Raw genomic sequence first — 25,337 nt, 5'->3', positions numbered from 1 at the left:
AGTTCTGGTTTGTGACGCGGGAGGGGATCTCGGAGTCGTGCTGGAAGGGGTATTACCTGGAGGTGCCGGGCGTGGACGGTATGTTGCGCGTCAGGAGGCGGAGTCATGGGGGATGGATGCTGATGAATGTGCCGGTGTATGGGGATGTTGTGTTTCTGCCGGAGGGGACGGTGTATAGGAGGGTGTCGGAAGCCGGTGAGGATGGCATTCTGATAGCGGATTTGTGGGAGCGGTATTTTCTTCTGACTCCGGACGGGAGGAGGAGGGAGGTGACGGCACCCGGTTAGCCCCCGGTCCCCTGAAGGGGGAGCTGAGGTGACGGCACCCTTCGCCCATGGGCTCGGGCACTGAACTCCAGCCAACGGATTAGCCCCGCTGTCAGCCTGCTTTGCAGGCTGTCGGCGGGGCTTTTTTGTATAAGAAGAGGCGGCACCGGGGTGTCGCCTCTTTTCATAGAATTTAATGCCTCGTATGTGCTGTACATACAATTCTCATCGCGGTGCCTCACGGCGGCGCAGATGATGCTTTTGTTACATTTAATTGCTGTTTATTGCTTTCTTACTTTGTCTGCTTACAAAATCTGACTTTATTATTCTGATTTTCGGTATTTCTGTTTTATGATGCCGCTCACGATGATCAATACCTGCCGGTTCTTGGCATTCGTCTTGATCCGGACCACTTCCTGGAATCTACCGTGGGTGCGTCCCTTGCCGTTGAAACGAACCGTCACTTCGCCTCGTTCTCCCGGAGCAATCTCCCCCTTTGTATAGGATGCTGCGGTGCATCCGCAGTCGGAGAATACTCTGGTCACTACAATAGGGGCTGTGCCCGTATTGGTGAAGCCGATGGTGCGTGTCTGGATCTTGTTGTTGAAGATTTCGAAGTTGATGGTGTCCTGATTTATAAGACTTCATCATTTTTTAAGTTGAAAAAGTAATATCTGATTACGTGATTTCCTTATCCCGAACTCGCATAATTATCAAAGGTAAGTTGATTTAGTCAGATAGTTACCTAATTTTGTGCAAAATTAATATTAAGGATTGTAAATTGCAATAGGCTTGTGAAGAAAAAATTTTTTTAACGGAATTAACTAAATTTTTGAATAGGCAAACCCCTCATGGGGACGGGCTTCTTTTATGGGGCGGGGATTTTGAGTGGAACTCAAAAGGGACTTGGATTTGAGCCTGGCTCAAACGAAACTGCTACATTTTGCTTCCCGGGAAGCACTCAGCACGGATTAGCCCCTCCCCTTTAGGGGGCTGGGGCCTTCCGGGCTGAAGGGGATGCATGGGCGATCCCCTCGCCCATGGACCGGGGCTTATTTCCCATTTCTTACTATCTCTTCGGGGGTGAGGATCTCGAGGGCGCGGGCACCGTCGCGGGTGCCGGTGAGGTAGGCGAGACGGTCGGTGGGGCGCAGGCGTCCGCTCTCCACGATTTCGTTGACTGCCTCGACGGAGAGGTGGGGCATGTAGTCGGCGATCTGGGGATAGTAGAATGCCGCCACGCCGTAGCTGAGGGCGAGCCAACGCTGCACGTTGCGGTTGTGGCAGATGGCGAAGGTCGGGTTGTTGCCACGGAAGGAGGCTATGTAGCGGGCGGATCGTCCGCGGTAGGCGTCGGTGAAGATCGCCTTTGTGCCTACTTTTGTCTCGGATAGGACTGCCTCATGTGCGAGGAAGGAGGTGATGTCGGCGTCAAGGAGCGGGGGCACGTCCATCTTGCTGCGGAGTGATGATTCCACTTCGCGTGCCACGCTCGTCATTATGCTGACTGCCTCGACGGGGTATTTGCCGTAGGCTGTCTCTCCGGAGAGCATCATGGCGTCGGCGCGCTGATAGACGGCGTTTGCGACGTCGGAGATCTCGGCACGCGTGGGACGCGGATGCTCGATCATGGTGTGGAGCATCTGAGTGGCTACGATCACGGGTTTATGCTTGCGTATGCATTTGTTGATGAGCATTGCCTGTATGCCGGGGATGCGCTCTGCCGCCACCTCTATTCCGAGGTCGCCGCGTGCCACCATAATGCCATAGGAGGCTGTGAGGATGGCGTCGAAGTTGTCGATACCCTCCTGGTTCTCTATCTTGGATATTATCTTTGTCTCGGTGCCGTAGGTGTCGAGTATTGCCTGCACCTCCATGACGTCGGCGGCAGACCTCACGAATGAGTGTGCGATGAAGTCTACGCCTAATTCCACGGCATAGCCGATGTTGCGTCGGTCGCGTTCGGTGACGGCGGGCAGGTCGATTCTGACGCCCGGTATGTTGACGCTTTTGCGGGAGCCTACTTCTCCGTCGTTGTTTGCGCGGGCGGTCACTATGTCTTTCTCTACGCTGACGATCTCGAATTCCATCTCTCCGTCGTCAATGAGCAGGCGGTCGCCCGGTTTGAGCACGGGGGCGATTGCCGGATAGTTTAGGCAGATGCAATCGTGAGTGGTGATTCCGTCGGGGTTTCCGGAGATGGTTACGATGTCGTCGGTGTGGTATACCACGGCGTTTCCGTCGGCGGTGACTGTGGTGCGGATCTCCGGACCTTTCGTGTCCATCATTATTGCGATTGACTTGTTGGCTGCGCGGGTGTTTTCCACAATTTTTTTGAAGCCCTCGTAATCAAGGTGGGCTGAGTTCATCCTCACTACGTTTACTCCGGCATCGAAGAGGGATTTTATGAATTCTACGCTGCATCTCTTGTCGGAGACGGTTGCCACGATTTTTGTATATTTCTGCATATAAGTTTTTAGGATTATATATTGAAGTTGTCTAAGCTTCAATGTCGATTCTTATATTTTGAACGTCGGTTTTGTATTAAAACTTATATGAGTAACATACGAAAATGGGATAAGTTGTTGTGGGAGTGTCAAAAAAAAGTGAAAAATTGGACTACTTGGACGGCTTGGACTACTTTTTTTGGACTTCTTGGACTACTTGGACTACTTTTTTAGGACTACTTGGACGGCTTGGACGGCTTGGACTACTAATCCAAGAAGTCGAAGTTGTCCAAGTAGTCTAAGAAGTCCTAAAAGTCTTAGTAGTCCAAGTAGTCTTAGTGGTCTTATTTTGCTCCTGAGGGGAGGTTGTCGAGCCAGTATTTTGCCATTGTCTTGCGGAGGTGGAGGGTGGTGCCGGGGCGTTCGTTGATGGCGTGGGTGCGCATCGGGTAGCTTACTTGGCTGAAGACTTTGCCGTGGCGCACGAGTTCGTTGACGAGCATCTCGCAGTTCTGGTAGTGTACGTTGTCGTCGCCGGTGCCGTGGATGAGGAGTAGGTTGCCCTGTAGTCCGTCGGCGTAGGTTATCGGTGAGCCTTTGCGGTAGCCGTCGGGGTTGTTCTGCGGGGTGTCCATGTATCTCTCCTGATAGATGGTGTCGTAGGTGCGCTGGTCGGCTACGAATGCTATGGCTATGCCTGTGGAGAAGACGTCGGGGTAGCGGAACATGCAGTTGAGGGTCTGGCTACCGCCTCCGCTCCAGCCTGTTATGCCGATGCGTGAGGAGTCGATGAAGGGGTATTGACGGGCAAGGTCGGTTATGCCGCGTGCCTGGTCTTCGGAGGCGAAGGTGCCCACTTCTCCGTAGATGCACTTGCGCCACTCGCGTCCGCGCGGCACGTTGGCACCACGGTTGTCGATGCTCACGATGATGTATCCGAGGTTAGCCATGTACTGGTTCCAGAGGTCGCCGCCGCCCCATACGTCCTGCACGGTGGAGCTGGCGGGTTCGCCATATACCTCCACGATCACGGGGTATTTCTTCGTGGGGTCGAAGTCGATGGGTTTTATCATCCAGGCGTCGAGGGTGAGGTCGCCCGATTTCGTCTTTACAAATTCCTTGGGATTCAGCCCGAGTGCGGCGTATTGGCTGCGAGCCTCGGCGTTATCCTCGATTACGCGTACCGAACGGTGGCGCGGGAATGACACCATGTCGATGACGGGTGGTTTGGCGGCGTTGCTGAACGTATGCACAGCCCATTTGCCGGTGGGCGACATGTGGTAGCGGTGCTGTCCTGATTGGTCGGCGGGACTGACACGCACTGCGTCCCCCTTGCCGTCGAGTCGTGCGCTATAGAGATAACGCTGGGTGAAGTTGTCGGGGGAGGCGATGAAGTAGGTGAGTCCGTTCTTCATGTCGGTGCCTACGCGCTCCACGTAGTCGAAATCGCCATGGGTGATGGGCAGGATCTGCTTACCGTCGCGGCTTATCTTGTAGAGATGACGCCATCCGTCGCGCTCGCTGAGCCATGTGAACCATTTGCCACCGTCGAGCCATTCCACGTCGTCGTTGGTGTCGAGCCATGCGGCATCGGTGTCGGTGAAGATATTCTCGGCGGAGGTGCTACCGACGGATGCGATCCAGACGCGGTTGGTGTTCTGCTGGCGGTTCATCTGCTGGATGAAGAGATCGTTGCTGCCGGGTATGAACTCCATTCGCGGTACGTAGTTCTCACGCGGGTCGCCGGGTAGGTTGATCCATGAGGTCTTGCCACCGTCGGCTGATACGTAGCCCACCTTTACGTCGGAGTTCATGCTCCCTGCCTTGGGGTAGGGGAAACGGTTGTAGGTGGGGTAGATGGAATCGACGTTGTTGATGATGTCGAAGAAACCTGTGCCGTCGGTGTCGCTCTGCCAGTAGGCTATGTAGCGGCTGTCGGGGCTCCATCGGAATCCGTCGCGGCATCCGAACTCCTCCTCATATACCCAGTCGAACGTGCCGTTGACGATCTTGTCGTTGCCGTCGTCGGTGAGGCGCGTGATCTTGCCGTCGGCTATGTTCTCCACATATATATTATTGCCGGAGACGTATGCCACTCTTGTGCCGTCGGGTGAGAATTTGGCGAACATGAGTGATGCTTCGGGTAGCCCCTTGCCGAGCTGACGGAAGGTGCCGTCGGCGGGGATGAGCACCCAGTAGTCGCCGCGTGTGTCGTAACGCCACACCTTACGCGTGTTGGTGTAGACGAGCACCTTGTCGTTGTCGGCACTCCATGAGATGCTTCTTACGGGGATACGCTTGCCGGTGGATTTGTCGGTGAACATCTCGGCGGGTATCAGCACCTCGCGTCGGTTATCCTTTGCGCGGTATGCCACCACGTCTTTGCCGCCATCGGCATTTGGTTCAAGACGGCTGTAGCGTTCGCCATCCTTTAGCCATTCGAGCGCACCCGCGCCGCGGGTGCTGATGAGCCTGCCCGCAACCACGTCGTCAAGCAGCAGCTTGCCGTTGTATGTCTGAGAGCTGCCTTGAGCGAAGGGGGAGTCATCGTTGGCAGTACGGTTCTCCCAAGGCATTATCTGGGAGAATGCCGTAGAGGCGGCAAATGCCAGTATACCCGCCAATAATATCTTGCGTTTCATATTAATATATTTACTCTTACTTATTCCTTAATAATAGGGAGAGTCCTATTTCTTGTTATGCTCGTTCAGTAGCAGACGGTTTCCGCTCTTCTCCACGATATTGTCGTAGAAATCCTGAGGATAGCCGAGAAAGTCGGGGGAGAGGGGTTTGCCGTGGGGATTACGTGCGAACTTGCCGTCGGCATCCAGTTTCTTACGGTTGCCGTCGAGATAGCGGATCATAAGGAAATAGGCGAGGTCGCGGTAGGCATCGGTTGCCTCCTTGGCTATCGCCGCACCCTCGGCGTTGATGCTCTTCTCGAAAGCCTCGGCGTTGCCGGTGTTGTAGAGAGCCATCAACTCGCGCTCACGCGACGGTCGTGAATCCATGAATTTCGATTCAAGCGCACCCTGCACCTTGCGTATATCCTCGATCATGAGGTCATAGCGGTTGTATGCCTGGTTAGCCACCCAGTTTGTCATCCAGAAATTGGCAGTCGGGGAGAATGTGTATAGGTCGCCGTTGCCGGGTCGCACCTCCTCGGGCACTTCGGTCATCGAGCAGTAGAAGGGCATGTAGACGGATGTGTTGGCGTCGTCGGTGCCGAACCAGAGGACTCCGCCGATGGGGTCGGGGAGGTCGGCACGGCTCTGGCTTACGAAATGCCAGGCGGTCTGCTGGGTGGCGGTGGCGCGTTCATGCACGTAGGTCTTGCCATCCACCTTGTAGCGGTTGGGACGGTTGCGGTAGGGGGATCTGTTGGGACCCGCGCCGGGATCTTCCGTCATGGCGTAGGGGGTATCCTCGAAATGGTCGCGCATCCGCTCCTGCATGTCGCGGAGGGAGAGCTTGCGGTCGGGGATGATATAGAGTGGCATCGGCTCGTCGGAGTCGGCATTTACCCAGCTGAACCATCTCTGATCCTCTTCGGGGGATGCGAACCGGCGGAAGAAGCTCCATACCCTGCCGTCGCATGAGCGTCGTTTGGCTGAGGAATGGTCGTGGAAGGCGTCGGCGAATGAGAAATCCTCATCCTTGCCGTTGTAGTAGCCATGTTTCTTTACGAAAGAGAAGAGATCCTTGGCATACATCACGTTATCCTTATCCTTATAGTCAACTTTCCGGATTCTCGGCTCGTTGGCGTGGGCGCAGATGGCATCGTCGGGAATCCTGACGGCTATCCAGAGGGCACCTTTCTCGCTCCCCTTGCCGATCATCTCCATTATCCACGCCTCATTCTTGTCGGCAATGGAGAATGTCTCTCCGGTGCTTGCGTAGCCGTATTTCTCCACGAGGTCGGTCATTGTACGGATAGCCTCGCGTGCGGTCTTGCAGCGTTCGAGGGTGATGTAGATGAGCGAGCCGTAGTCGAGGATGGAATTGGCGGTGGTGTCCTGAAGCTCCGGGGAGCCGCCCCAAGTGGTCTCTCCGATCACGAGCTGATGCTCATTCATGTTGCCGACCACGTTGTAGGTCTGTTGAGCCTGCGGGATCTCACCCCGGTAGCTGTTGTCGCCCCAGTCGATCACGCGTCTCATCTCGCCGGGGGCATACGTGGCGCGAGAGGCGTGGAAGAGGTCGCCGAAACGGGTGTGGGAATCATCGGCATACGTGACCATCACCGATCCGTCGGTAGTGGCTTTTCGTCCGGCGATGAAATTCGTGCATGCCTCGGCAGCTACAGGCATGAGAAGGGATGAAAGAAGGATAGCAGTCTTTATCGGTTTCATGGTGATGTTTGGTTAAGTAATCTTCAAAAAATAACTTGTTAAAGTTATAAATGTAAATTTTTTCTTGTGGCAGCATCTTTCCGGTGCTTTCGGAGCGCGGAATCAGTCGCATAGCCCGCTATGCTCCATCTTCCTTACTCCGAAATCCCTCGGAAATATGCGCCAAACTTTCACAACTTATTTTTTTACGATTACTAAAATCAATCTGCTGAAGCCGTTCAGACTCCAGTTGCATGCAAAGTTACATAAAGTTGGGGAAATATTCAAGCGTGTCGGAGAGATTGCGTTAGTATTATATCTTTTGAAATTTGAAAGTTTTTTTGAATATTTATTGACAATATTAAGATATTTTAGTAATTTTGCGCGTTATTTGTTAGAAGGTGGTTTCTAATGTTAAACTTTTGTCAATTATTTGCTGCCTTTGTATAAGTTTCTACAGATAAGATATAGGTATTATGATTATGGTAAACAAGGGGCAAATGCCCGACAGCGCATCCCGCTTCCCTGATGGCAGAGATTTCTATCCCGCCGATTCGAATGGTCTTTACTCACCATCCTACGAGCATGACGGCTGTGGCGTCGGGCTTGTGGTAAAGATCGATGGCAGCAAGCATCATTCCATAGTAGACCAAGGGCTGAAGGTGCTGGAGCACATGGCACACCGAGGCGCGGAGGGCGCCGACAACAAGACGGGTGACGGTGCGGGCATCATGGTGCAGATTCCGCATGAATACATATTGCTTAACGGCATACCGGTGCCTGAGAAGGGGAGGTATGGCGTCGGGATGGTGTTCCTGCCCAAGAATGACGCTGACCGTGAGAGATTTGAGGCTATAATCGACCGCGAGATAAAGGCTCAGGGTCTTTTCCTGATGCACACCCGCGACGTGCCGGTGGATTCCTCGGTGCTCGGGCATGACGCCCTGATGACGGAGCCGATCATCCGCCAGCTGTTTATCGTGGGGTGTGACAACCGCGAACGTCTCGAGGGGGTGCTCTACGTGATCCGCAAGAGGATAGAGCAGGCGGTGCTCGAATCGGATGAGATAGTAGATAAGGATTCCTGCTACATCGTGAGCCTGTCTACCCGCACGCTCATATATAAGGGTATGCTATCGTCGCTTCAGCTCCGCACCTATTTCAAGGATCTTCAGAGCCCCTATTTCACGAGCGCGATAGCCTTGGTGCATTCCCGCTTCTCCACCAACACGTTCCCCACCTGGCGATTGGCGCAGCCGTTCCGCATGATCGGGCATAACGGTGAGATCAACACGATACGCGGCAACCGCTTCTGGATGTCGACGCGTGAGGCTGTGATAGAGTCGGAGAGTCTCGGTGAGATGGGGCGTATAGGCAACGTCATACAGCCGGGGATGAGCGACAGTGCGTCGTTTGACAATGCCCTGGAATTTTTCGTGAGGGCGGGGATGAGCCTTCCCCACGCTCTCGCCATGCTCGTGCCGGAGAGCTGCAACGAGCAGAATCCGCTGTCGCGCAAGCTATTGGCATTCTATGAATATCACTCCATCTTCATGGCTCCGTGGGACGGTCCGGCGGCGATAATCTTCTCCGACGGACGGTATGCCGGCGGTATGCTCGACCGTAACGGTCTGCGTCCGGCGCGCGTGCTGATCACGAAGAGCGGCGAGATGATAATAGCATCGGAGACCGGAGTGCTCGACGTGCCGGCTGAGGACGTGGAGCATAAGGCGCGGCTGAAACCGGGTAAGATACTGATGGTAGACACTGAGGAGGGGAGGATTCTCGTGGACCGCGACATAAAGCGTCAGTTAGCGTCGGAGCATCCCTACAGCGAATGGATAGAGCAGAACCGTATTGTGCTGAGCAATCTTAGGAGCGGACGCAAGGTGACGCATGAGGTGGCTGACCGCGAGAGGCTGATGACCGCCTTCGGATATAACAAGGAGGATATCGAGAGAATAATAAAGCCTATGGCGTCGGCTTCCCAGGAGCCTCTTGCCTCGATGGGCAACGACACGCCTCCGGCTGTGCTCTCGAAGATGCCGCAGCGATTCTTCAACTATTTCCGCCAGCAGTTCGCACAGGTGACCAATCCTCCGATCGACCCGATACGTGAGGAACTCGTCATGTCGCTGACGAGCTATGTGGGGGCGGTCAGGAAGAATATCCTGCATCCCTCTCCGGAACTGTGCAACGTGGTGATGATGCCCTCTCCGATCGTGTCTGACAGCGAACTCGACATATTGCGTCATCTCCAGTATAAGGGGTTCAACACCATCACAGTGCCGATGCTCTTCGATGCCGCCGGAGGCGTGAAGGCTATGGAGGAGGCGATCGACCGCCTGTGTGCCGAGGCTGAGGCTGCCGTAGACAAGGGGTATAACTATATGGTTCTCTCCGACCGTAACGTCAACGCCAAGCATGCGCCGATACCATCGCTGCTCGCCCTTTCAGCCGTGCATCATCATCTGGTGAGCCGACGCAAGCGTTCGCAGATAGCCATCATAGTGGAGAGCGGCGAGATATGCGAGGTGATGCACGTGGCTCTGCTGATGGGCTATGGTGCGAGCGCGGTCAATCCCTACATGGCGTTTGCCATACTGAAGAATCTCGTGGATAATAAGGAGCTTCAGCTTGACTATGAGGCTGCTGAGAAGCATTATATAAAGGCGGTCAACAAGGGGATAATGAAGATAATGTCGAAGATGGGTATCTCTACGATACGCAGCTATCGCGGGTGTGCCCTTTTCGAGGCGTTGGGCGTCAGCTCCCGCCTGTTGAGCCGCTATATGGGTGGCGGTGCATCGCCGCTCGAGGGGATAGGGATAGAGGAGGTCACGGACGACGTGCTCCGCAATCATGTGCGTGCCTTCGCGGAGGATAGGGAGGATGACGTGCCGGAGGATTTCGGCAACTACAACTTCCGTAAGAATGGTGAGCTGCATGCGTGGAACCCGCCTGTGGTGAAGGCTCTGCAGCTTGCCACGTGGCATAACGACCATGATGAGTTTATGAACTACGTCCGTCTCGTGGAGGAGAAGGATACCCCTATCTTCCTGCGCGACCTCATGACGGTGGAGAGCGACCGCAAGCCTATCCCCATTGAGGAGGTGGAGAGCGAGGAGGAGCTTATGCACCGTTTCTGCACGGAGGCGATGTCGTTTGGCGCGATAAGCATAGAGGCGCATGAGGCTCTTGCCATAGCCATGAATAAGATTGGGGGCATGAGCAACACGGGCGAGGGTGGTGAGGACCCGGCGCGTAATAAGGTGCGCGAGGATGGCACGTGGGCACGCAGCAGCGTGAAGCAGGTGGCGTCCGGACGTTTCGGCGTCGATGCCGAGTATCTGGTGAATGCCGATGAGATACAGATCAAGGTGGCACAGGGTGCGAAGCCCGGAGAGGGTGGACAGTTGCCCGGATTCAAGGTGGATGAGGTGATTGCGCGTGCGCGTCATTCCGCACCGGGCATAACGCTCATCTCGCCCCCGCCTCACCACGACATATATTCTATCGAGGATCTTGCGCAGCTTATCTTTGACCTGAAGAACCTGAACCCGACGGCGGCTATAAGCGTGAAACTCGTGGCTGAGAGCGGCGTGGGCACCATCGCAGCCGGAGTGGCGAAGGCGAAGGCGGACAAGATACTGATAAGCGGCTGCGACGGCGGCACCGGCGCGAGTCCGGCAAGTTCGATGAAGCATGCCGGAGTGCCGGCGGAGATCGGATTGGCGGAGATTCAGCAGACTCTCGTGATGAATAATCTGAGAGGGAAGGTGAAGCTTCAGGTGGATGGTCAGATGAAGAGCCCGCACGACGTGATAGTCACCGCACTGCTCGGTGCGGAGGAGTATGGCTTCGGCACCGCCGCACTCGTGGTGCTCGGATGCTGCATGATCCGCAAATGCCACACCAACACGTGCCCGAAGGGTGTAGCCACCCAGAATCCGGAGCTGCGCAAGAAGTTTGTGGGTCGCTACGAATATCTCATCAATTATTTCCGGTTTATGGCGCAGGAGATACGCCGCCGTCTCGCCGATATGGGCTACCGCCGTCTTGACGATATCGTGGGGCGTGCCGACCTTCTCCGCAAGCGTGAGCAGCCTGTCGGCTCGAAGGCTGACAAGATTGATTTCTCGCGTCTTTTCTATATGCCTGTGGATGCCGCCGAAGCCACTCTTCATCATGATTCCGAACAGGATCATAAGCTGAAGGGGGTGAAGGATGAGGCGTTGCTCCAGCTGATAAGCACGGCGATAGATTCGCGTCAGCCGATAGCGTTGGGTATGCCGATCGTCAATACCGACCGTTCGGTGGGCGCGATGCTGAGCGGCTATATCACGAAGCATTATGCCGGGGAGGGTCTGCCCGACGACAGTGTGCGCCTGACGTTCTACGGCTCGGCGGGACAGAGTTTCGGTGCGTTCCTCTGCAAGGGCGTTACGCTGCGTCTGGAGGGTGATGCCAACGATTATCTCGGCAAGGGTCTGTCGGGCGGACGCATCGTGGTGGTGCCACCGCGTGACTGCACTTTCGAGGCTGAGAACAACACTATTGCCGGAAACACGCTTCTCTATGGCGCGACGGCGGGTGAGCTATACGTCAACGGACGTGTGGGCGAACGCTTCGCGGTGCGCAACAGTGGGGCGGACACTGTGGTTGAGGGCGTGGGCGACCATGCCTGTGAGTATATGACCGGCGGCAGGGTAGTGGTGCTCGGAAAGATCGGACGTAACTTCGCTGCCGGCATGAGCGGCGGCGTGGCGTATATCTGGAACCGCACGGGTAATGTGGATTATTATGTCAATATGGATATGGTGGAACTGACGCTCCTCCATGATGAGGAGGAGGCGTCAGAGCTGAAGGGGCTTATAGAGGAGCATTATCGCCGTACTAAGAGTAAGCTTGCGAAGCGTATGCTCGACGATTGGGGGAGCTACGTGCCGCAGTTCCTGAAAGTCACTCCGGTGTGATTTGATTCTCGCGGTTAACTCTCGCCCATGGGCTCGAGCACGGAACTCCAGTCTTTTGTTTAACTTTCTTATTTTGCGCGAAGCTCGCGGATTGTGAGTCCGGTGACGTTCTCGGTGAAGATGGGGGTGACGCCCGCCTTGATGAAGCCTTCGCCGAGGCAGGGGCGACGGTCGAGTATGCCGGCGGGATAGTCGGTGATCTTTTTCAGGTGAAGGTCGATGTTGTCGAGGGTGATGGCATCGACCTTTCCCGGCTCGTCACATCCGATGAATATGCCGTTCTCAGATACTGCCCGGATGTTGATGAAGCGAATGTCGGTCACTTTACCGCATTTCCCCTCTGTCGCACCTTTAGGGAAACGCCAGCCTGCATCCTTGTGGTTGCCGCGTGCGCGGGGGTAGGAGGTGACGTAGATCGGCTCAGCCTTACCCCACCAAACGTCGGAGAAGAGATGGCAGTCAAGGGTGATGTTGGAGAAGGTCACGTCTGATACGGTCCCTTCGTCGCGGTTCTGTATGCCGATGCCACGGTTTGACTTGGTGATGATGCAGTTGTTGAAGAGCACGCGTGAGATGCTGTCCATGTTTTCCGAACCGATTTTGACGGCGCACGAACGTGACGTCATCACGCAATTGTCTACGACGATATCCTCGCATGGTCCGAACTCCTCAAATTCCCGACGGTTTTTGAGGCAGATGCAGTCGTCGCCACTCTCGATGTAGCAGTTGGTGATGCGCACTTTCCTTGAATGGTCGATGTCGATTCCGTCGCCGTTGCGCACTTTCAGATTGTTGAGCAGCGAGATTCCGGAGATTGCCACGTCGGTGCATCCGACGAGATGAACCGTCCAGTATGCGCTGTTGGAGATTGTGACGTCGGTGATATTGATTTTCTCACCGCCGATTATCGTCAGCACGTGGGGGCGTGGGTCAAAGTCGGTGACGGGTTTCAGCTTGAAGGAGTCATCCAGCTCTTTCCCCATGAACGCCACGGCATTTCCGTCGATTCTTCCGGTGCCGCTGATGGAGAAGTTGCTGATATTCTCGCCGTAAAGCCACATCATTCCCTCGCCACGGTTCTCACGGAATGCGCTCAGCGTGTAGATGCTTTCGTCGGGGTTTGCTAATAGGGTGGAGTTTGGCTCAAGATGCAGGTCGATGAATGACGCCATGCGGAGCGGTCCGCTCATGAAGGTCTTTCCGGATGGGAACACTACCGAGCCACCACCGGCAGCGGAGCATCTGTCGATCGCTTTCTGTATTGCGGCGGCATCATCGGTCTTTCCATCACCCTTTGCACCGAAATCGGTCACTATATATTCTTTGGCACTGCCGCACAGTGCAGCAGCTATCAGTAGGGAGATGCTTAGGAATTTACGGAGCATGGTTTTGGGGTTTATGGTTTGGATTAAGTGGAGGTTATTGATTTATTATTATTAAAAAGACGCAGCCGCACTTTTGCGCGGCTGCGTCGGCTTGTTTGGTTGAAATATTAGCGGATTGCAGTTTTGCTTACTTTCTTGCCCTGCTTCTTGATGAAGATGCCGTTTTCGGGGTTAGCCACGCGGATGCCCTGGAGGTTGTAGTATTCTACGGGAGCATTCTCGTCGTCAGCCTCGATGCCGTCAACGCCGGAGTCACCTTTCTCTACTTTCTCGAGTTTGATGTCAGCGTATGCGTGCCAGTAGCCGTCGCCGGAGTTGGCATCTTTGCCAAGACCTACCCATACTTTAGCAGGCTCGGTAAGAGTGAACTCTACGCCCTGACGCCATTTCTCACCTTCGTTTGCAAAAGCAGCTGCAGCTTCTCTCTCACTTCCGGAGTCGTTTCCGCGAGTACATTTGTTTTTTGTATCGTAAGGGATATAGTCAACAACTCCATCTACCATAGTGGCGTAGGGATTATTGTTAGGCATGATGGAAAGGTCGCCTTCGCAAATTTCCCAGCAGTCTTTCACGCGTGTGCGAACGTCAATATCATCGGTGAGATCGCCCTCATAGTCACCGTTTGCCCATGTGAGGAAACGAGGTTTCTCTTCATTCTTAGACATGTAGATATAAGCATGAGCATACTCATCTCCGATTTCATCATAGTCGTTTGCTTCATACCAATCTTTTGGCGTACGATTCATCTTGCCGTAAGGTTCTGAAATATTCATAGGCCATTTGTGATTGTAGTAGTTGCCATCCGGGTCTACAGTTGAGCCATAGCGGTGGAAGCAAAGCATGGAGAAGCGGTATGTACCTGCGGGCAGTTCAATCTGCTGACCGGTATTGTAGGGGGAACCACCGCACTTGCGATAGTCTCCACCACCACTGCCATCTTTCTGGATATCGGGGGTCTTCTCTTTATTTTCACTATTATGGTTGTCCCATGCTCTTTTTGAGTCGAGTCCTTCAGCGAAATCACCGTTGACAATCTTGTCTGCAACCACTTCGCCATCGCGAGTGAGCACGAAGTTGTCGAAGCAGCACCATTCGTCGGCGTAGCAGCCGGTGTTTGCGATACCGATGATTAGTTCACCACCTTCATGATTGTATTCCACTTCATTGAGGTATTCTCCGGCTGCGAAAGCCTCATTTGCTTCAGTCATTGAATTTGGGGCTGTATCTTTACCGTCAAACAATGCTTTGACAGGAGTCTTTGCATCGTTGATGAAGATGTAGGCGGTATTGAGATCCGCATTTCCTGCCTGATGCTCTTTTGCATAGTTATTGTCGCCGCAACGATAGAAAGCATTTGCTTTCAATACATATTTTCCGGCAGGCATCTCTCCGAGATTCTGATATGTCTTGAATGCACCGTTCCAGACCTCGCCAACTCCTTCGGCAGCATTACCGATAACTCCTTGCCAGCCCGGCACGAATGTGGGGTCCTTGATGTATTGTGATGTGATGTCGACGTAGGTGTCGGCGAATGCTGATGCAGAGAGTGCTGCAACTCCGAGAAGCATCAAGCTACGTTTTATGTAGTTTTTTTGCATGCTGTTGTTGTTTAAGGTTAATAAATATGTTTATTGAAAAATTTTAGCGAGATTTTTATTCCCACGGGAGATTGCGTTCATCCGTAATCTCCCGTAGAGATGTTTGTTCAGACGCCGGCGTATCCGGGGTTCTGCTGCCAGTTGGTGTTGGTGTTGAGGAGATCGCGGTGTATCGGCATGAGACGACGGTTGGGGTCTTTCACACCTTCACGTTCCACCCAGATAAATTCTGTGTGGTCGTCGTTGGTCCATTTCTTATAGCGGTTCTTGAAGCCCCAGTCGTCCTCGAAACGTCCGAAACGGATGAGGTCGTTGCGACGCCACGGTTCGAGGATGAACTCGCGGGAACGTTCGTCGAGGAGTTCCTGCTCGGTCGGGTCGGCACCAAGCTCCGGAGCACCGGAACAACGGCGTATCACGTTGAACAGGTCTTTCGGTGTCTGACCGAGAGTAGCGGTTGCGCCGCGCATTATGCATTCCGCTTTCATGAGAAGAATGTCGGCGAAACGGAAGATGGGGGCATCGTTTGCCTGCTGGCGATTCCAGAGAGTGTAATCCTGTTCGCGTGCCGGATATTTGAAGAGACGTGCGCCTTTCTGAATATTTTTCAGGGCAGTGCCGTTCTTCACATTTGCCGGAGTGAGAGCGGGAGTTGCCTCGTCGCCGAGAGAGTAGATGCTTCCGTCGTCAAAGTCGAAATTGGCATCATAGTTGAGCTGTATGTGACTTTTGCTCGGATTGTCTACGTCGCGGTAGATGATGACAGGTTCGTCGGTCTTGTTGTAGTTGGCGTCAAACGCTGTCTGTGGACCCTGAAGGATCATGATGTTGCGCTCGTCGCCCGGAAGATTGAAGCGAGCCACAGCCTCGGCAGTTAGCACGGTCTGTCCTGCAACAGACTTGTCATAGTTGACGCTGAACGGATAGGGGCGGCACATGCTCTCTTTCTTGAAACCGAACCAACGGTGCCATGTGGTAGTACCATCCCCCTTTGTCGCGGGATCTACATCAAGCGCGTAGATGAAGTCCTTGATGTGGACTCCATTGTCGGGATAGAACTTCTGACGATAGCCTACGCCCACTTCAAAGAGTCCGCTCTCAATAATTTTGTCACACCAGTAGACGCAATCGTTCAGTTTTGGATTGGGGGTGCTGTTGTTGACAGTTGTAATGTCGTTGGTGTAGACTCCCCAGTTGAGGTATAACTTTGCGAGTAGTGCGGCAGCCATCCAATAGTTGGGTTTGCCGTAGGTCGACATATCGTTTGCCTTGCTGAGTCCCTCCTCCTGATCGAGGATTTCAAGCAGCTCCTTCTCGATAAATTCCGCCACTTTTGCGCGTGGCTGACGGTCGATCGGCTCATTTTCAGACGTCACCCTGTCGAGGATAGGCACATCGCCGTAAAGCTCCATCATCCAGAAATGGTAGTATGCGCGTATTGCGCGGAGTGGAGCCACTATCGGGTCAAGCTCTTCGGGATATCCCGGACCGCCATAGAGCTGTATTCGCTTGTTGGTATAGGTGATACCGTTTAGGGAAGCTTCCATACAAGCCTTTGTGCGCCAGTTGTCAAGATGGAGCGAATGGATGGAGGCATGCAGGTAGCGTCCGTCGTCGAAATAGTTGCCGGCTCCGAAGCAGCAACCCATCACCTCGTCGCCCTGATATACGACACCCTCGGCGAAGTCGCGACCGAACCAACCGTGAAGAAAACGGTAGCAACCGTTGAACTCACCCTCAACCGCGATAGGGTTGTCGGGCAATTTTGTATATTGGTTTAGATCCGTGTTGAGGTCCGTGCATGATGCGAAGGCAAGCAGACCGGAGAGTAACAGACCCTTTGTATATAGTTTCATAATATTAAATTCAAATTGTGCTGGTAAGATTTAAATTAGGAGAGAGTTAGAAATTGACGTTGAGACCCACGAGAATCTGGCGTGTGCGGGGGAAGTGGTCAGCGCGTGTGTCATGACCCGGTTCGAGTCCGCCAAGATTAATTTCAGGATCGCGTCCTTTGTAGTTGGTTATCGTGAAGAGGTTGTTGCCGCTGACGTATAGTCTTACGTCGCCGAGCCATCCGTTGAAGCAATTGCGGAAGGTGTAGCCGATAGTGGCTGTGGCGAGCTTGAAGTATGAGCCGTTTTCAAGATAACGCTGCGAAGGATAATGTGCGAGGGCGTCTGTGGCAAGCTGATCCTCCATTACGGATGCCATCACGTTCTTGCCAGTGGAGATGGATGCCACGTAAGAGAAGTAGGCGTGGGGCTCGTTGAATATTTTCTGACCGAATACTCCGGTGAAGAACACGTTGAGATCCCAGTTTTTCCATGTCACGTTGTTGTTCCATCCCATTGTCAGCTTAGGCTGTGCGTTCCCCATATAGATGCGGTCGTCCTGACCGGGTTCTGTAGTCACTTCCGGATTGCCGTTGGCGTCAAGTATGCGGTTCCCCTTGCCGTCATAGCGGTAGAATGTGGAGATGCCGTCATCATTATATCCTGCCCATTCCCACAGATAGAATGAACCGATAGGCTTACCCTCAACGATTCTCTGGGTGCTGCATCCCTGGCTGAGACCCGGTAGATGTGGATCGTAGCGGTCAAGGACTCCGGCGTTGAACTCAGAGTTGGATACTGACACCACTTCATTGGTGTTGTGGGAGAAGTTGAGAGAGGTAGACCATTTCCAATCCTTGGTCATGATCGGCATTGCGTTGATGGTAAGCTCGAAGCCGGTGTTGCGCATCTTGCCAACGTTGGCGGTGAGAGTGGATACGGGGTAGAGGGCTGCTGAGACGGGATAATCCCAGATCATATCCTTGGTTGTCTTGTTATACCATTCGAAAGTACCGTTGATGCGTCCGTTGAGGAAAGCGAAGTCAAGACCGAGGTTGACCATTGTCGTTGTCTCCCATTTCAGATCGTCGTTGACGTTGCGTGCGGCTGTCAGACCCTTGTAGCTTGTGGTCTGTCCGGTGATGGGGTCAACGTAGTCGAAACGTGTGGTGCTCTTATAGTAGAAGCGAGATGTGTAGATGTCAAAACCGGCAGAATTACCGCTCTGTCCCCAACCTGCGCGGAGCTTGAGATCGTCAATCACTGTCTGGTCGCGGAGGAAGCTTTCGTCGGTGATACGCCATGCCACGGATGCCGATGGGAAAGTTGCCCATTTATTGTTGGAGCCGAATGTCGAAGCACCGTCACGACGCACAGCTGCTTGGAAAATATAACGCGATGCGTATGAATAGTTGGCACGTCCGTAGAATGAGATCATACGTTTGGAACTCATCCCTCTGCCACCGTCTACACTTGCCCATACTGGATCTGCATCCCAGCTGTTTGCCATTCCGATATTGTCCCAGCCGAGTGAGTCATCGTAGAAGTTATATCCTTTTGCTCCAAAGCCATCGCGGAGTTTCTCCTCCTCCCATGAGTAACCTGCCATGAGGGCTACCTTATGATCCTCCTTGAATGTCTTGTCCCAATTGCCGAAGATCTCCATCAGCTTGGAAATGTCGGTGAATGTCTCACGAGAGCTCTCACCATTGCGGTTATGCGTCTCTGACTTTTGGGAGAAGTAATCTCTGTAATCCTTGCTTCTGTTCTGATAAGAGAAGTTGGCGTTAAGGGTAAGCCCCTCGATGATCATCAATGAGGCCTTACCGGTGGTCTGGAACCGTTTGAATGTAGCCTTTGACCTATCCTCATATACCATTGTGAGCGGGTTGTAGTTCTGAGAGATAGACTTGTCGGAATACCATGAGCCATCCTCATTGCGCACAGGCACGAGAGGGGAGTAATAGTACATCGCATTGTAAACCGACTCACCGTCGTTGCCACGCGGCACGCCCCATTCATTGCGGACATTGCCGTTGACACCCACGCCGATAGTGAGATGATCTTTCAGAGTCTTTGTCTCGATGTATGCGCGTGCGGTGAAGAGGTTGTTGCCGACGCCCTTGATAGCACCGTCGCGCTTGATATAGTTGACGGATGCGTTATAGTTGGTTGATTTGCCGCCGCCCGAGATTGAGAGGTTGTGGTTGGTGGCGAAGCCTGTGCGCTGGGTCTCGTCTGCCCAGTTGGTGTCATAGCCGAGGTCGTTCGGTATGGTGATGTTGTTTGCTTCAGCGTATGAGCGGAGTTGGCTTGCTGTCATCATCTTGTGGTCGTTTGCCACGCGCTCCCATGACACGTAGCCCTGATAGGTGACGTGAGCCGGACCGTCGGCGCCGCGTTTTGTGGTCACGATTATGACACCGTTGGCTGCTTTTGAGCCGTAGATAGCCGTGGCTGAGGCATCACGGAGCACGTCGATGCTCTCGATGTCGGAGGGCGGAATGAGGTTGAGATCCACTCCCGGAATACCGTCAACCACGTAGAGGGGTTCGGTCGAGCCGTTGAGGGTAGATGCGCCTCGTAGGGTCATGGAGTTGACTCCGCCGTTAGGGTCGGAGTTCTGAACCACCACAAGACCAGGCACTTTACCTTGGAGAAGCTGACCGGGATCGGTGTAGGCTCCTACGTTGAGGTCCTTGGAGTTGACCGTAGTGATGGAACCGGTGAGGTCTTTGCGTTTCATTGTGCCGTAGCCCACTACCACCACCTCTTCAAGGAGCTCGTTGTTCTCCTTTAGCACTATATGGAGTGGCTTGGAGTCGGTCACTTTCACGTCTTTCGTGAGATAGCCGACATAGGATACGCGTAGCGTCGCGCCTTTGTTTGCCTTGATTGAGAAATTGCCGTCGATATCGGTGGCTGTGCCGTTGGCTGTGCCCACGACGAGCACGCTTGCTCCGATAAGAGGCTCATCTTTTTCATCTACCACCGTGCCGGTGACGTTACCCTGCGCGCTTGCCTGCAACGAGGCTACAATGCACAGGAACATGATCGCAATCGCTTTACGCAGCGATAAGTTAGGACTGTTTTTCCCTGATGTTTGTTTAGAGATATCCATAGACGATAGGTTAACAATGGTATTTTGTTACAACGGTTACCCGTTGCGTTGGTAGGTTGTTGTCGTAGTATAAGGTCGGCAAAATTACAAAAAAAAATAAAAAACAACAAATTTTATAAAATTTTTGAAAGATATGGTGGATATTTATCTCTATTTGATTGAAATGTATATTATAGTTTAGATATATCATGACTACCTTTGCGGAAATCTCTTATATGATAATTTTAATCTGACCATGAGACAAAATCTACTTTTTATTCTTGGTGCGCTCTCTGCTATGCCAGGAGCCGCTGCAACTGACATCCCCGACGGCTGGAGCCTGTATGACCTGATACCCCCTGCCGACCGTGTGCTCCTTTTTGATTATGACGCGGAGGGGAAGAAACTCCCGATCCTATGGGGATTCGATACGGCATGGAATGACTACGGCAATATGCTCCGTGGCGTGCGCTACTCGCGTGGTGCCGACGTGGGCGTGGCGCGTGTCTCGTTCCAGCCTTGGGCTAAGATAGAGGAGAAGGGGAAACTCCCCCCGATGCTTCAGGAAAATCTTGAAAAGCGTCTGGCGAATGTGGCTCTCAATGAGAGGAGGGTCGACATAGCCCTTAACCTTGACGGAGGAGAGAATACGGTTAAGGCTATATATGGCGGACTCGACGGAGCCAACAACTACGTCGGCGACCCGGATGCCGCGGCTGAGGAGTATGCCCTGCTTATTGATGCCACTGCCGCTGCCGTGGAGGAGGCGGGCTACAGGGTGGTCTCGGCGGCTCCATTCAATGAGCCGGATTACTTCTGGAACGGTACACCCATCAATGTATTTGATAAGATCAACCGCCGGCTGAAGGATTTCGATGCATATCCGCGTTTCCGCGACATACGCATCAGCGGCGGCAATACCCTCAACTGCGACCAGGCGATGCCCTGGTATTCCGAACTGAAGGAGTATCTTGACGAGGGGAACACTCATCAGCTTGCCGGCGATTTCGACCATTATGCCGATTTCTTCGCCACGGTACGTGCCGACGGTAAGTATGCCACTGCCGACGAACTTCACAACGTGATGGAGGCGATGGTAGGCGTGGAGTATGGCATGCAGACCGGTATCTGGTGGGGCTCTGCCGAGCAGGCACGAGGCGAGTTTATGAAGGCAAGCGCTGGTGAACGTCTCGGATATGCCGAGAACCGCAAGGCATGGTCGGCGGCTTCCGTCTACCGTGCGCCGTCTGGTAGGGTGCAGGCGTTTCTCGGTTGCAGCGAGCGTCAGGCGCGTCCCTCCACGTATAAGCTCGTGTCGAGAAACGGTGATGTCTACGTCGATGGCTTCGGTCCGGTGAGGGAGTATGTGGCATCATTGCCCGGTGATCCCAACGGAGGGTATCAGACCGATCAGCAGCGTAATGCAGAGACGGTGCTTAATATCACGCGTGGTGCCGACATTCAGCCGGCTATCGATGGCGCGTATATTCTCGTCAACGCTGCCAGCCACATGGTGATAAGCGGCAAGGATGGCAACACCAACAATGCCAACGACATTGTGCAGCGCAGCTATACCGGAGGTGCCGACCAGCATTGGGCATTCCGCCACGTGCCGGAGACGCAGGGTGGTGACTTCAGCTATTTCTTCATCACTAATTATGGCACGAGTCAGGCTCTTGACGACAACAATTGGAATATAGAGGTAGGGGGTAAGGTGATCTCCTACGGACTTTCCGGTGCCGGAGTGCAGCAGTGGGCTTTGGAATATGACGGCGACGGATGGTTTCATATCCGCAATAAGCAGAGTGCGCTATATCTGGAATGTGACGGAGGGGAGAATGCCCCCGCCCTTCAGCAGGAGCGCACGGATAATGCCAATCAGCGTTGGCGTCTGATTCCTATGGGTTCGCCTGTGGAGTTTGACGCGCCTTCGGCTCCGACGGGTCTGACCGCTGCGGGGCGCAATGCGAGCGTCATGCTGGAATGGGATGAGATGGCGGATGAAGTGACCTACATGGTGCTTCGTGCTGAAGCCGGAACGGATGATTTCAATACCATCGCACGCGGATTGAAGTCAACAGCTTATCTTGATAATACGGTGACTCCCGGCGTGGCGTATGATTATAAGCTGGTTGCGGAGGATGCCTCCTGCAACCGTTCGGTGCCCTCGGCGAGTGTTGAGGGGGAGACGGTCGGCAACGGTATGACTGCCTGGTTCCCACTTGATAATTCTATGGATGAGTTGGCTGCAAACGGATGGTCGATGCGTACGCATGAGGATCCCTCTTTCCGCGCAGGGTATAAGGATGGCATTAAGGCTCTCTTCTTCCGTAAGACCCAATATGCGCAGCTCCCATATTCTGCATTTAGCGGGGATTCCTTCTCTCTGGCGTTATGGACGCGTATCGGTGCCGCTTCTGAAGGTGACTATCTCTTCTCTACTGGTGTTAGTGAGGATGAGACGCTGTATCTTACTCCGCGCACTGAGGGGGAGATGCGTCTTGTGGCTGTCAACGGCGACGTGACACGACAGATTGCAGTCCCTGCCATTCAGGATTGGAACCATGTTGCGATTGTAGTGGATGGTGGAGATGTGAAGCTCTATCTTAATGGTGAGTGTGTCGGTAGCGATGATTTCTCTGATGCTATGCCGCAGTGCCGTTTGCTTTCGTATCTTGGACGCGGTCATGGTCTGAAGGATACTTATCTCACAGGTTATGTAGGCGACTTACGTATCTTCAATCATGCCATCACTCCGGAGACTGTAAAGGAGACCATGACGGGAGAATATTCCGGCGTGTCGCAGATAGTGGATGATGCAGAGGTTGTGGCAGTGGAATACTATTCACCGCAGGGAATCCGTCTGGATGCACCGGCTCCCGTCGGCATAACTATTGTCCGCACCATCTATAGCGACGGACGTGTCGTGACCCGCAAGGTAATTGCTGACCGCAACTGATACTCAAATGGTTTAAGGTTTAATGTTTATGGTTTATGATCATTAAATTTTGTATAATGAAAAGATTCTTGGATTTCCGTGAATCTTAAACCTTAAACTATAAACTATAAACCACTGAAGTGCAGCTTGCGAAACTTCAGTCAATTAAATTTTAGGGTTCCGGCACTGTTTAGGTCGGAATGAGTGATACTGAAGTCTTCAAGTGGCTCTCCGTTGAGGAGGATGCGCTTGAAGACTTTTTTACCTTCCGACGCGCCGGGAGCCGTTATCGTGAAGGGTTTCCCACCTTCTGGCGTTATCGTCACGCGGTCAAAGAGGGGTGCGCCGAGGTAGTAGCGGTCGGTAGCCGGACATACCGGGTAGAAGCCCATGGCGGAGAAGACGAACCATGCCGACATCTGCCCGGCATCGTCGTTGCCGGAGAGTCCGCCCGGGGTGTCGAGATATTCCGTGTCGAGGATATGACGCACCCATTTCTGCGTGAGGTCGTTGCGCCCTGCCATGTCAAACATGTATGCTACCTGGTGACACGGCTCATTGCCGTGCCAGTAGCGTTTCTGAGTGAACATGGAGTCAAGTTTCTCCACAAACCTTTCGCGCCCGCCGAGCATACCGATGAGTCCTTCCGGATCGTGTGGCACGTACCACGTGTAGTGACAGGGGGCACCCTCCGTTATTGCACGGTTGAAATCAAACGGGTCGGTGCCTTCTGCAAAAGTGCCGTCGGCATGGCGTCCGTTGGCATAGCCAAGTGCGGGGTCGATGACGTTGCGGTAGTTGCCGGCACGCTTGCGCAGCATTTCAGCATCTTCAGTGGCTCCCACAATATCGGCAAGTTGCGCCAGTGCGAAATCATCGAAGGCATATTCCAGGGTGCGGGAAGTCTGTTCCTGCTTGTGGAAAGCCTCCTCCACGCCATCTTCAAGCGGGATGTAGCCATATCTCATGTAGGATTCCAATGCACGTCTACCCATGCCGTCCTTATATTCGTTGAAGTCTGCCGGAGTCTCAAAGGCATTCTTGCGGAGATAGCGGTAGGCTTTCTCTTTGTCGAAGTTATTCACCCCCTTCACTGCGGCATCCGCTATGGCGGCTGCGCAGTGGTCGCCTATCATGGCTGCGGTATAGCTGTTCCAGCATGGGAATATGGGCATCCAGCCACCCTCCTCCGCGTCGGTCACTAGCGACTGCATCATCTCGCCGCTCCTCTCCGGAGTGAGAAGAGTGAGGAGCGGATGAAGTGCGCGGTAGGTGTCCCACATGCTGAAGTCGCCGTATTTGTCGGTCTTACCTCCGGTTGAGAGTATCTTATCCCCTTTGGCGAATCGGGGATAGCTGCCGTCGGCATCGCTGATCACTCGAGGAAGGAGCGAACAGCGGTAGAGCGAACCGTAGAATTTAGCCATATCCTCATCCTTGCCACCCTCCACCTGAATCATGCCGAGCTGACGGTTCCACGCATCTGTGGATTGGCGACGCACCTTTTCAAAGTCGGCTACGGGTATCTCCTTTTCAAGATTACGTCGCGCACCCTCCATGGAGGTGAATGATGAGCCTGCCGTAAGAGTGACCTGCATCGATGGCTTTGTCTTGAAACTTACATACGCACCTATTCCCGGCTCGCCTGATATGGCGGTGCGGTGTGGATGCAGGGTGTCCCCCTTGAATGTGCCGTAATCGGTGATTTTAAGATTCTTCGGTAGTTTTATGATGAACCATCCGGAGAATCCTGCCGGTTCGCCCCAGCCCTGATATATGCGGTGGACGGGATTATACCCCCTTATCTCATGACGCCGGGGATCGTATTCAATCATCCCTTCCCCCTCGTCGGAGTTAGGATTGACGATGATATGCCCGATTCCGTCATGGTCGTAGGAGAAGCGGAATATCCCGGCTCTTGACAGACCGGTCATCTCCGCCGTCATCCCTTCATCCGGAAGGCTTACGGAATAATAGTCAGGCCGTGCTGTCTCCGACTGCCTGTCTATGCGTGTGGCACGTGAGCGCGGGGAGGTGCGGAGCGGTCCGGATATGGCATGGAGCGTCATGGAGCCGTAGTCCTGTGTGCATCCGCCGTTGAGCCAATGACTGTTGCGGAAACCCTGTAGGAGGGAGTCTGCGAAATAATATGGGGCGATGCACTTCTGTTCGGTGTCGCGGGTCTGCGGAGTCCAAAGGTTCATGCCGTGGGGCACCCCGACTGCCGGCACCGTCTGACCATGGTCCTCCGACCCCTTACCGAATAGTCCGGCGGTGCGTGTCTCTGCAAAAGCGGTACCTACGCGGGTGTCAACGCGATCGATAGGATTTATCGCAAGAGAGAGAGGGGAGTGGATTGTCGCCACAGCCATCAGCATAAAGGCAGACGCCCATCTACAGGAATCAGAAATGTGAAGAATACGTTTCATGGTCAGGTTGGTTTGGGTTTCAAAACGGATGC

12 protein-coding genes are annotated in these 25,337 nt (G+C 53.8%); 2 read left to right on the top strand and 10 right to left on the bottom strand.

Annotated elements, in window-relative coordinates; all coding sequences use genetic code 11:
- Positions 1 to 283 precede the first annotated feature (283 nt).
- From E5331_RS20355 to E5331_RS08765, 5 genes are all read right to left on the bottom strand, one after another.
- A complete protein-coding gene (locus E5331_RS20355; protein ID WP_135985591.1) occupies positions 284 to 484 on the bottom strand; it encodes a hypothetical protein in 201 nt (66 codons plus the stop codon).
- A gap of 105 nt (positions 485 to 589) precedes the next feature.
- The gene (locus E5331_RS08780) at positions 590 to 889 is read right to left on the bottom strand and encodes a DUF1573 domain-containing protein (RefSeq protein WP_275441149.1); all 300 of its coding nucleotides are present in this window, start codon (positions 887 to 889) and stop codon (positions 590 to 592) included.
- A 429-nt stretch (positions 890 to 1,318) separates the two neighbouring features.
- A complete protein-coding gene (gene pyk / locus E5331_RS08775) occupies positions 1,319 to 2,734 on the bottom strand; it encodes a pyruvate kinase (protein WP_136013249.1) in 1,416 nt (471 codons plus the stop codon).
- A gap of 323 nt (positions 2,735 to 3,057) precedes the next feature.
- Positions 3,058 to 5,355, bottom strand: a complete 2,298-nt coding sequence (locus tag E5331_RS08770; RefSeq protein ID WP_275441145.1) for a S9 family peptidase — start codon at positions 5,353 to 5,355, stop codon at positions 3,058 to 3,060.
- Positions 5,356 to 5,400: 45 nt separating this feature from the next.
- A complete protein-coding gene (locus tag E5331_RS08765; RefSeq protein WP_135985594.1) occupies positions 5,401 to 7,065 on the bottom strand; it encodes a dipeptidase in 1,665 nt (554 codons plus the stop codon).
- 479 nt (positions 7,066 to 7,544) lie between these two features.
- Between E5331_RS08765 and gltB the strand changes: the two genes are divergently transcribed.
- Positions 7,545 to 12,020 carry a glutamate synthase large subunit gene (gene gltB / locus E5331_RS08760; protein ID WP_135985617.1) on the top strand — a complete coding sequence of 1,492 codons (4,476 nt, stop codon included), beginning with the start codon at positions 7,545 to 7,547 and terminating at the stop codon, positions 12,018 to 12,020.
- Positions 12,021 to 12,088: 68 nt separating this feature from the next.
- Here gltB and E5331_RS08755 read toward each other — a convergent pair whose 3' ends face one another.
- The 4 genes from E5331_RS08755 to E5331_RS08740 form a co-directional block, all read right to left on the bottom strand.
- On the bottom strand, positions 12,089 to 13,405 hold the full coding sequence (locus E5331_RS08755; RefSeq protein WP_123482096.1) for a glycoside hydrolase family 28 protein: 1,317 nt from the start codon (positions 13,403 to 13,405) through the stop codon (positions 12,089 to 12,091).
- Between the two features lie 107 nt (positions 13,406 to 13,512).
- Positions 13,513 to 15,003, bottom strand: coding sequence for a hypothetical protein (locus E5331_RS08750; protein WP_135985596.1), 1,491 nt, complete (start codon positions 15,001 to 15,003; stop codon positions 13,513 to 13,515).
- A gap of 107 nt (positions 15,004 to 15,110) precedes the next feature.
- Positions 15,111 to 16,859: a RagB/SusD family nutrient uptake outer membrane protein gene (locus tag E5331_RS08745; protein ID WP_123482098.1), complete on the bottom strand. Its 1,749-nt coding sequence runs from the start codon at positions 16,857 to 16,859 to the stop codon at positions 15,111 to 15,113.
- Positions 16,860 to 16,905: 46 nt separating this feature from the next.
- Complete coding sequence (locus E5331_RS08740; protein ID WP_123482099.1) at positions 16,906 to 19,959, bottom strand: SusC/RagA family TonB-linked outer membrane protein; 3,054 nt, start codon at positions 19,957 to 19,959, stop codon at positions 16,906 to 16,908.
- A gap of 235 nt (positions 19,960 to 20,194) precedes the next feature.
- Between E5331_RS08740 and E5331_RS08735 the strand changes: the two genes are divergently transcribed.
- On the top strand, positions 20,195 to 22,897 hold the full coding sequence (locus E5331_RS08735; RefSeq protein WP_123482100.1) for a LamG-like jellyroll fold domain-containing protein: 2,703 nt from the start codon (positions 20,195 to 20,197) through the stop codon (positions 22,895 to 22,897).
- Between the two features lie 140 nt (positions 22,898 to 23,037).
- Here the strand turns inward: E5331_RS08735 and E5331_RS08730 are convergent, their stop codons facing one another.
- Positions 23,038 to 25,305: a GH92 family glycosyl hydrolase gene (locus tag E5331_RS08730; protein ID WP_275441144.1), complete on the bottom strand. Its 2,268-nt coding sequence runs from the start codon at positions 25,303 to 25,305 to the stop codon at positions 23,038 to 23,040.
- Positions 25,306 to 25,337: the final 32 nt, after the last annotated feature.

It is taken from the genome of Lepagella muris, assembly GCF_004793975.1.
GTDB lineage: Bacteria > Bacteroidota > Bacteroidia > Bacteroidales > Muribaculaceae > Lepagella > Lepagella muris.
The sequence above is the reverse complement of the archived record's forward strand: the minus strand, read 5'-3'. Positions and strand labels throughout refer to the sequence as shown.

What these genes read in the sequence shown, in the direction of transcription:
- E5331_RS20355 (WP_135985591.1), bottom strand. Translation starts at nt 484, where the DNA reads ATGTACAGCACATACGAGGCATTAAATTCTATGAAAAGAGGCGACACC.
- pyk (WP_136013249.1), bottom strand. Translation starts at nt 2,734, where the DNA reads ATGCAGAAATATACAAAAATCGTGGCAACCGTCTCCGACAAGAGATGC.
- E5331_RS08770 (WP_275441145.1), bottom strand. Translation starts at nt 5,355, where the DNA reads ATGAAACGCAAGATATTATTGGCGGGTATACTGGCATTTGCCGCCTCT.
- E5331_RS08765 (WP_135985594.1), bottom strand. Translation starts at nt 7,065, where the DNA reads ATGAAACCGATAAAGACTGCTATCCTTCTTTCATCCCTTCTCATGCCT.
- gltB (WP_135985617.1), top strand. Translation starts at nt 7,545, where the DNA reads ATGCCCGACAGCGCATCCCGCTTCCCTGATGGCAGAGATTTCTATCCC.
- E5331_RS08755 (WP_123482096.1), bottom strand. Translation starts at nt 13,405, where the DNA reads ATGCTCCGTAAATTCCTAAGCATCTCCCTACTGATAGCTGCTGCACTG.
- E5331_RS08750 (WP_135985596.1), bottom strand. Translation starts at nt 15,003, where the DNA reads ATGCAAAAAAACTACATAAAACGTAGCTTGATGCTTCTCGGAGTTGCA.
- E5331_RS08745 (WP_123482098.1), bottom strand. Translation starts at nt 16,859, where the DNA reads ATGAAACTATATACAAAGGGTCTGTTACTCTCCGGTCTGCTTGCCTTC.
- E5331_RS08740 (WP_123482099.1), bottom strand. Translation starts at nt 19,959, where the DNA reads ATGGATATCTCTAAACAAACATCAGGGAAAAACAGTCCTAACTTATCG.
- E5331_RS08735 (WP_123482100.1), top strand. Translation starts at nt 20,195, where the DNA reads ATGAGACAAAATCTACTTTTTATTCTTGGTGCGCTCTCTGCTATGCCA.
- E5331_RS08730 (WP_275441144.1), bottom strand. Translation starts at nt 25,305, where the DNA reads ATGAAACGTATTCTTCACATTTCTGATTCCTGTAGATGGGCGTCTGCC.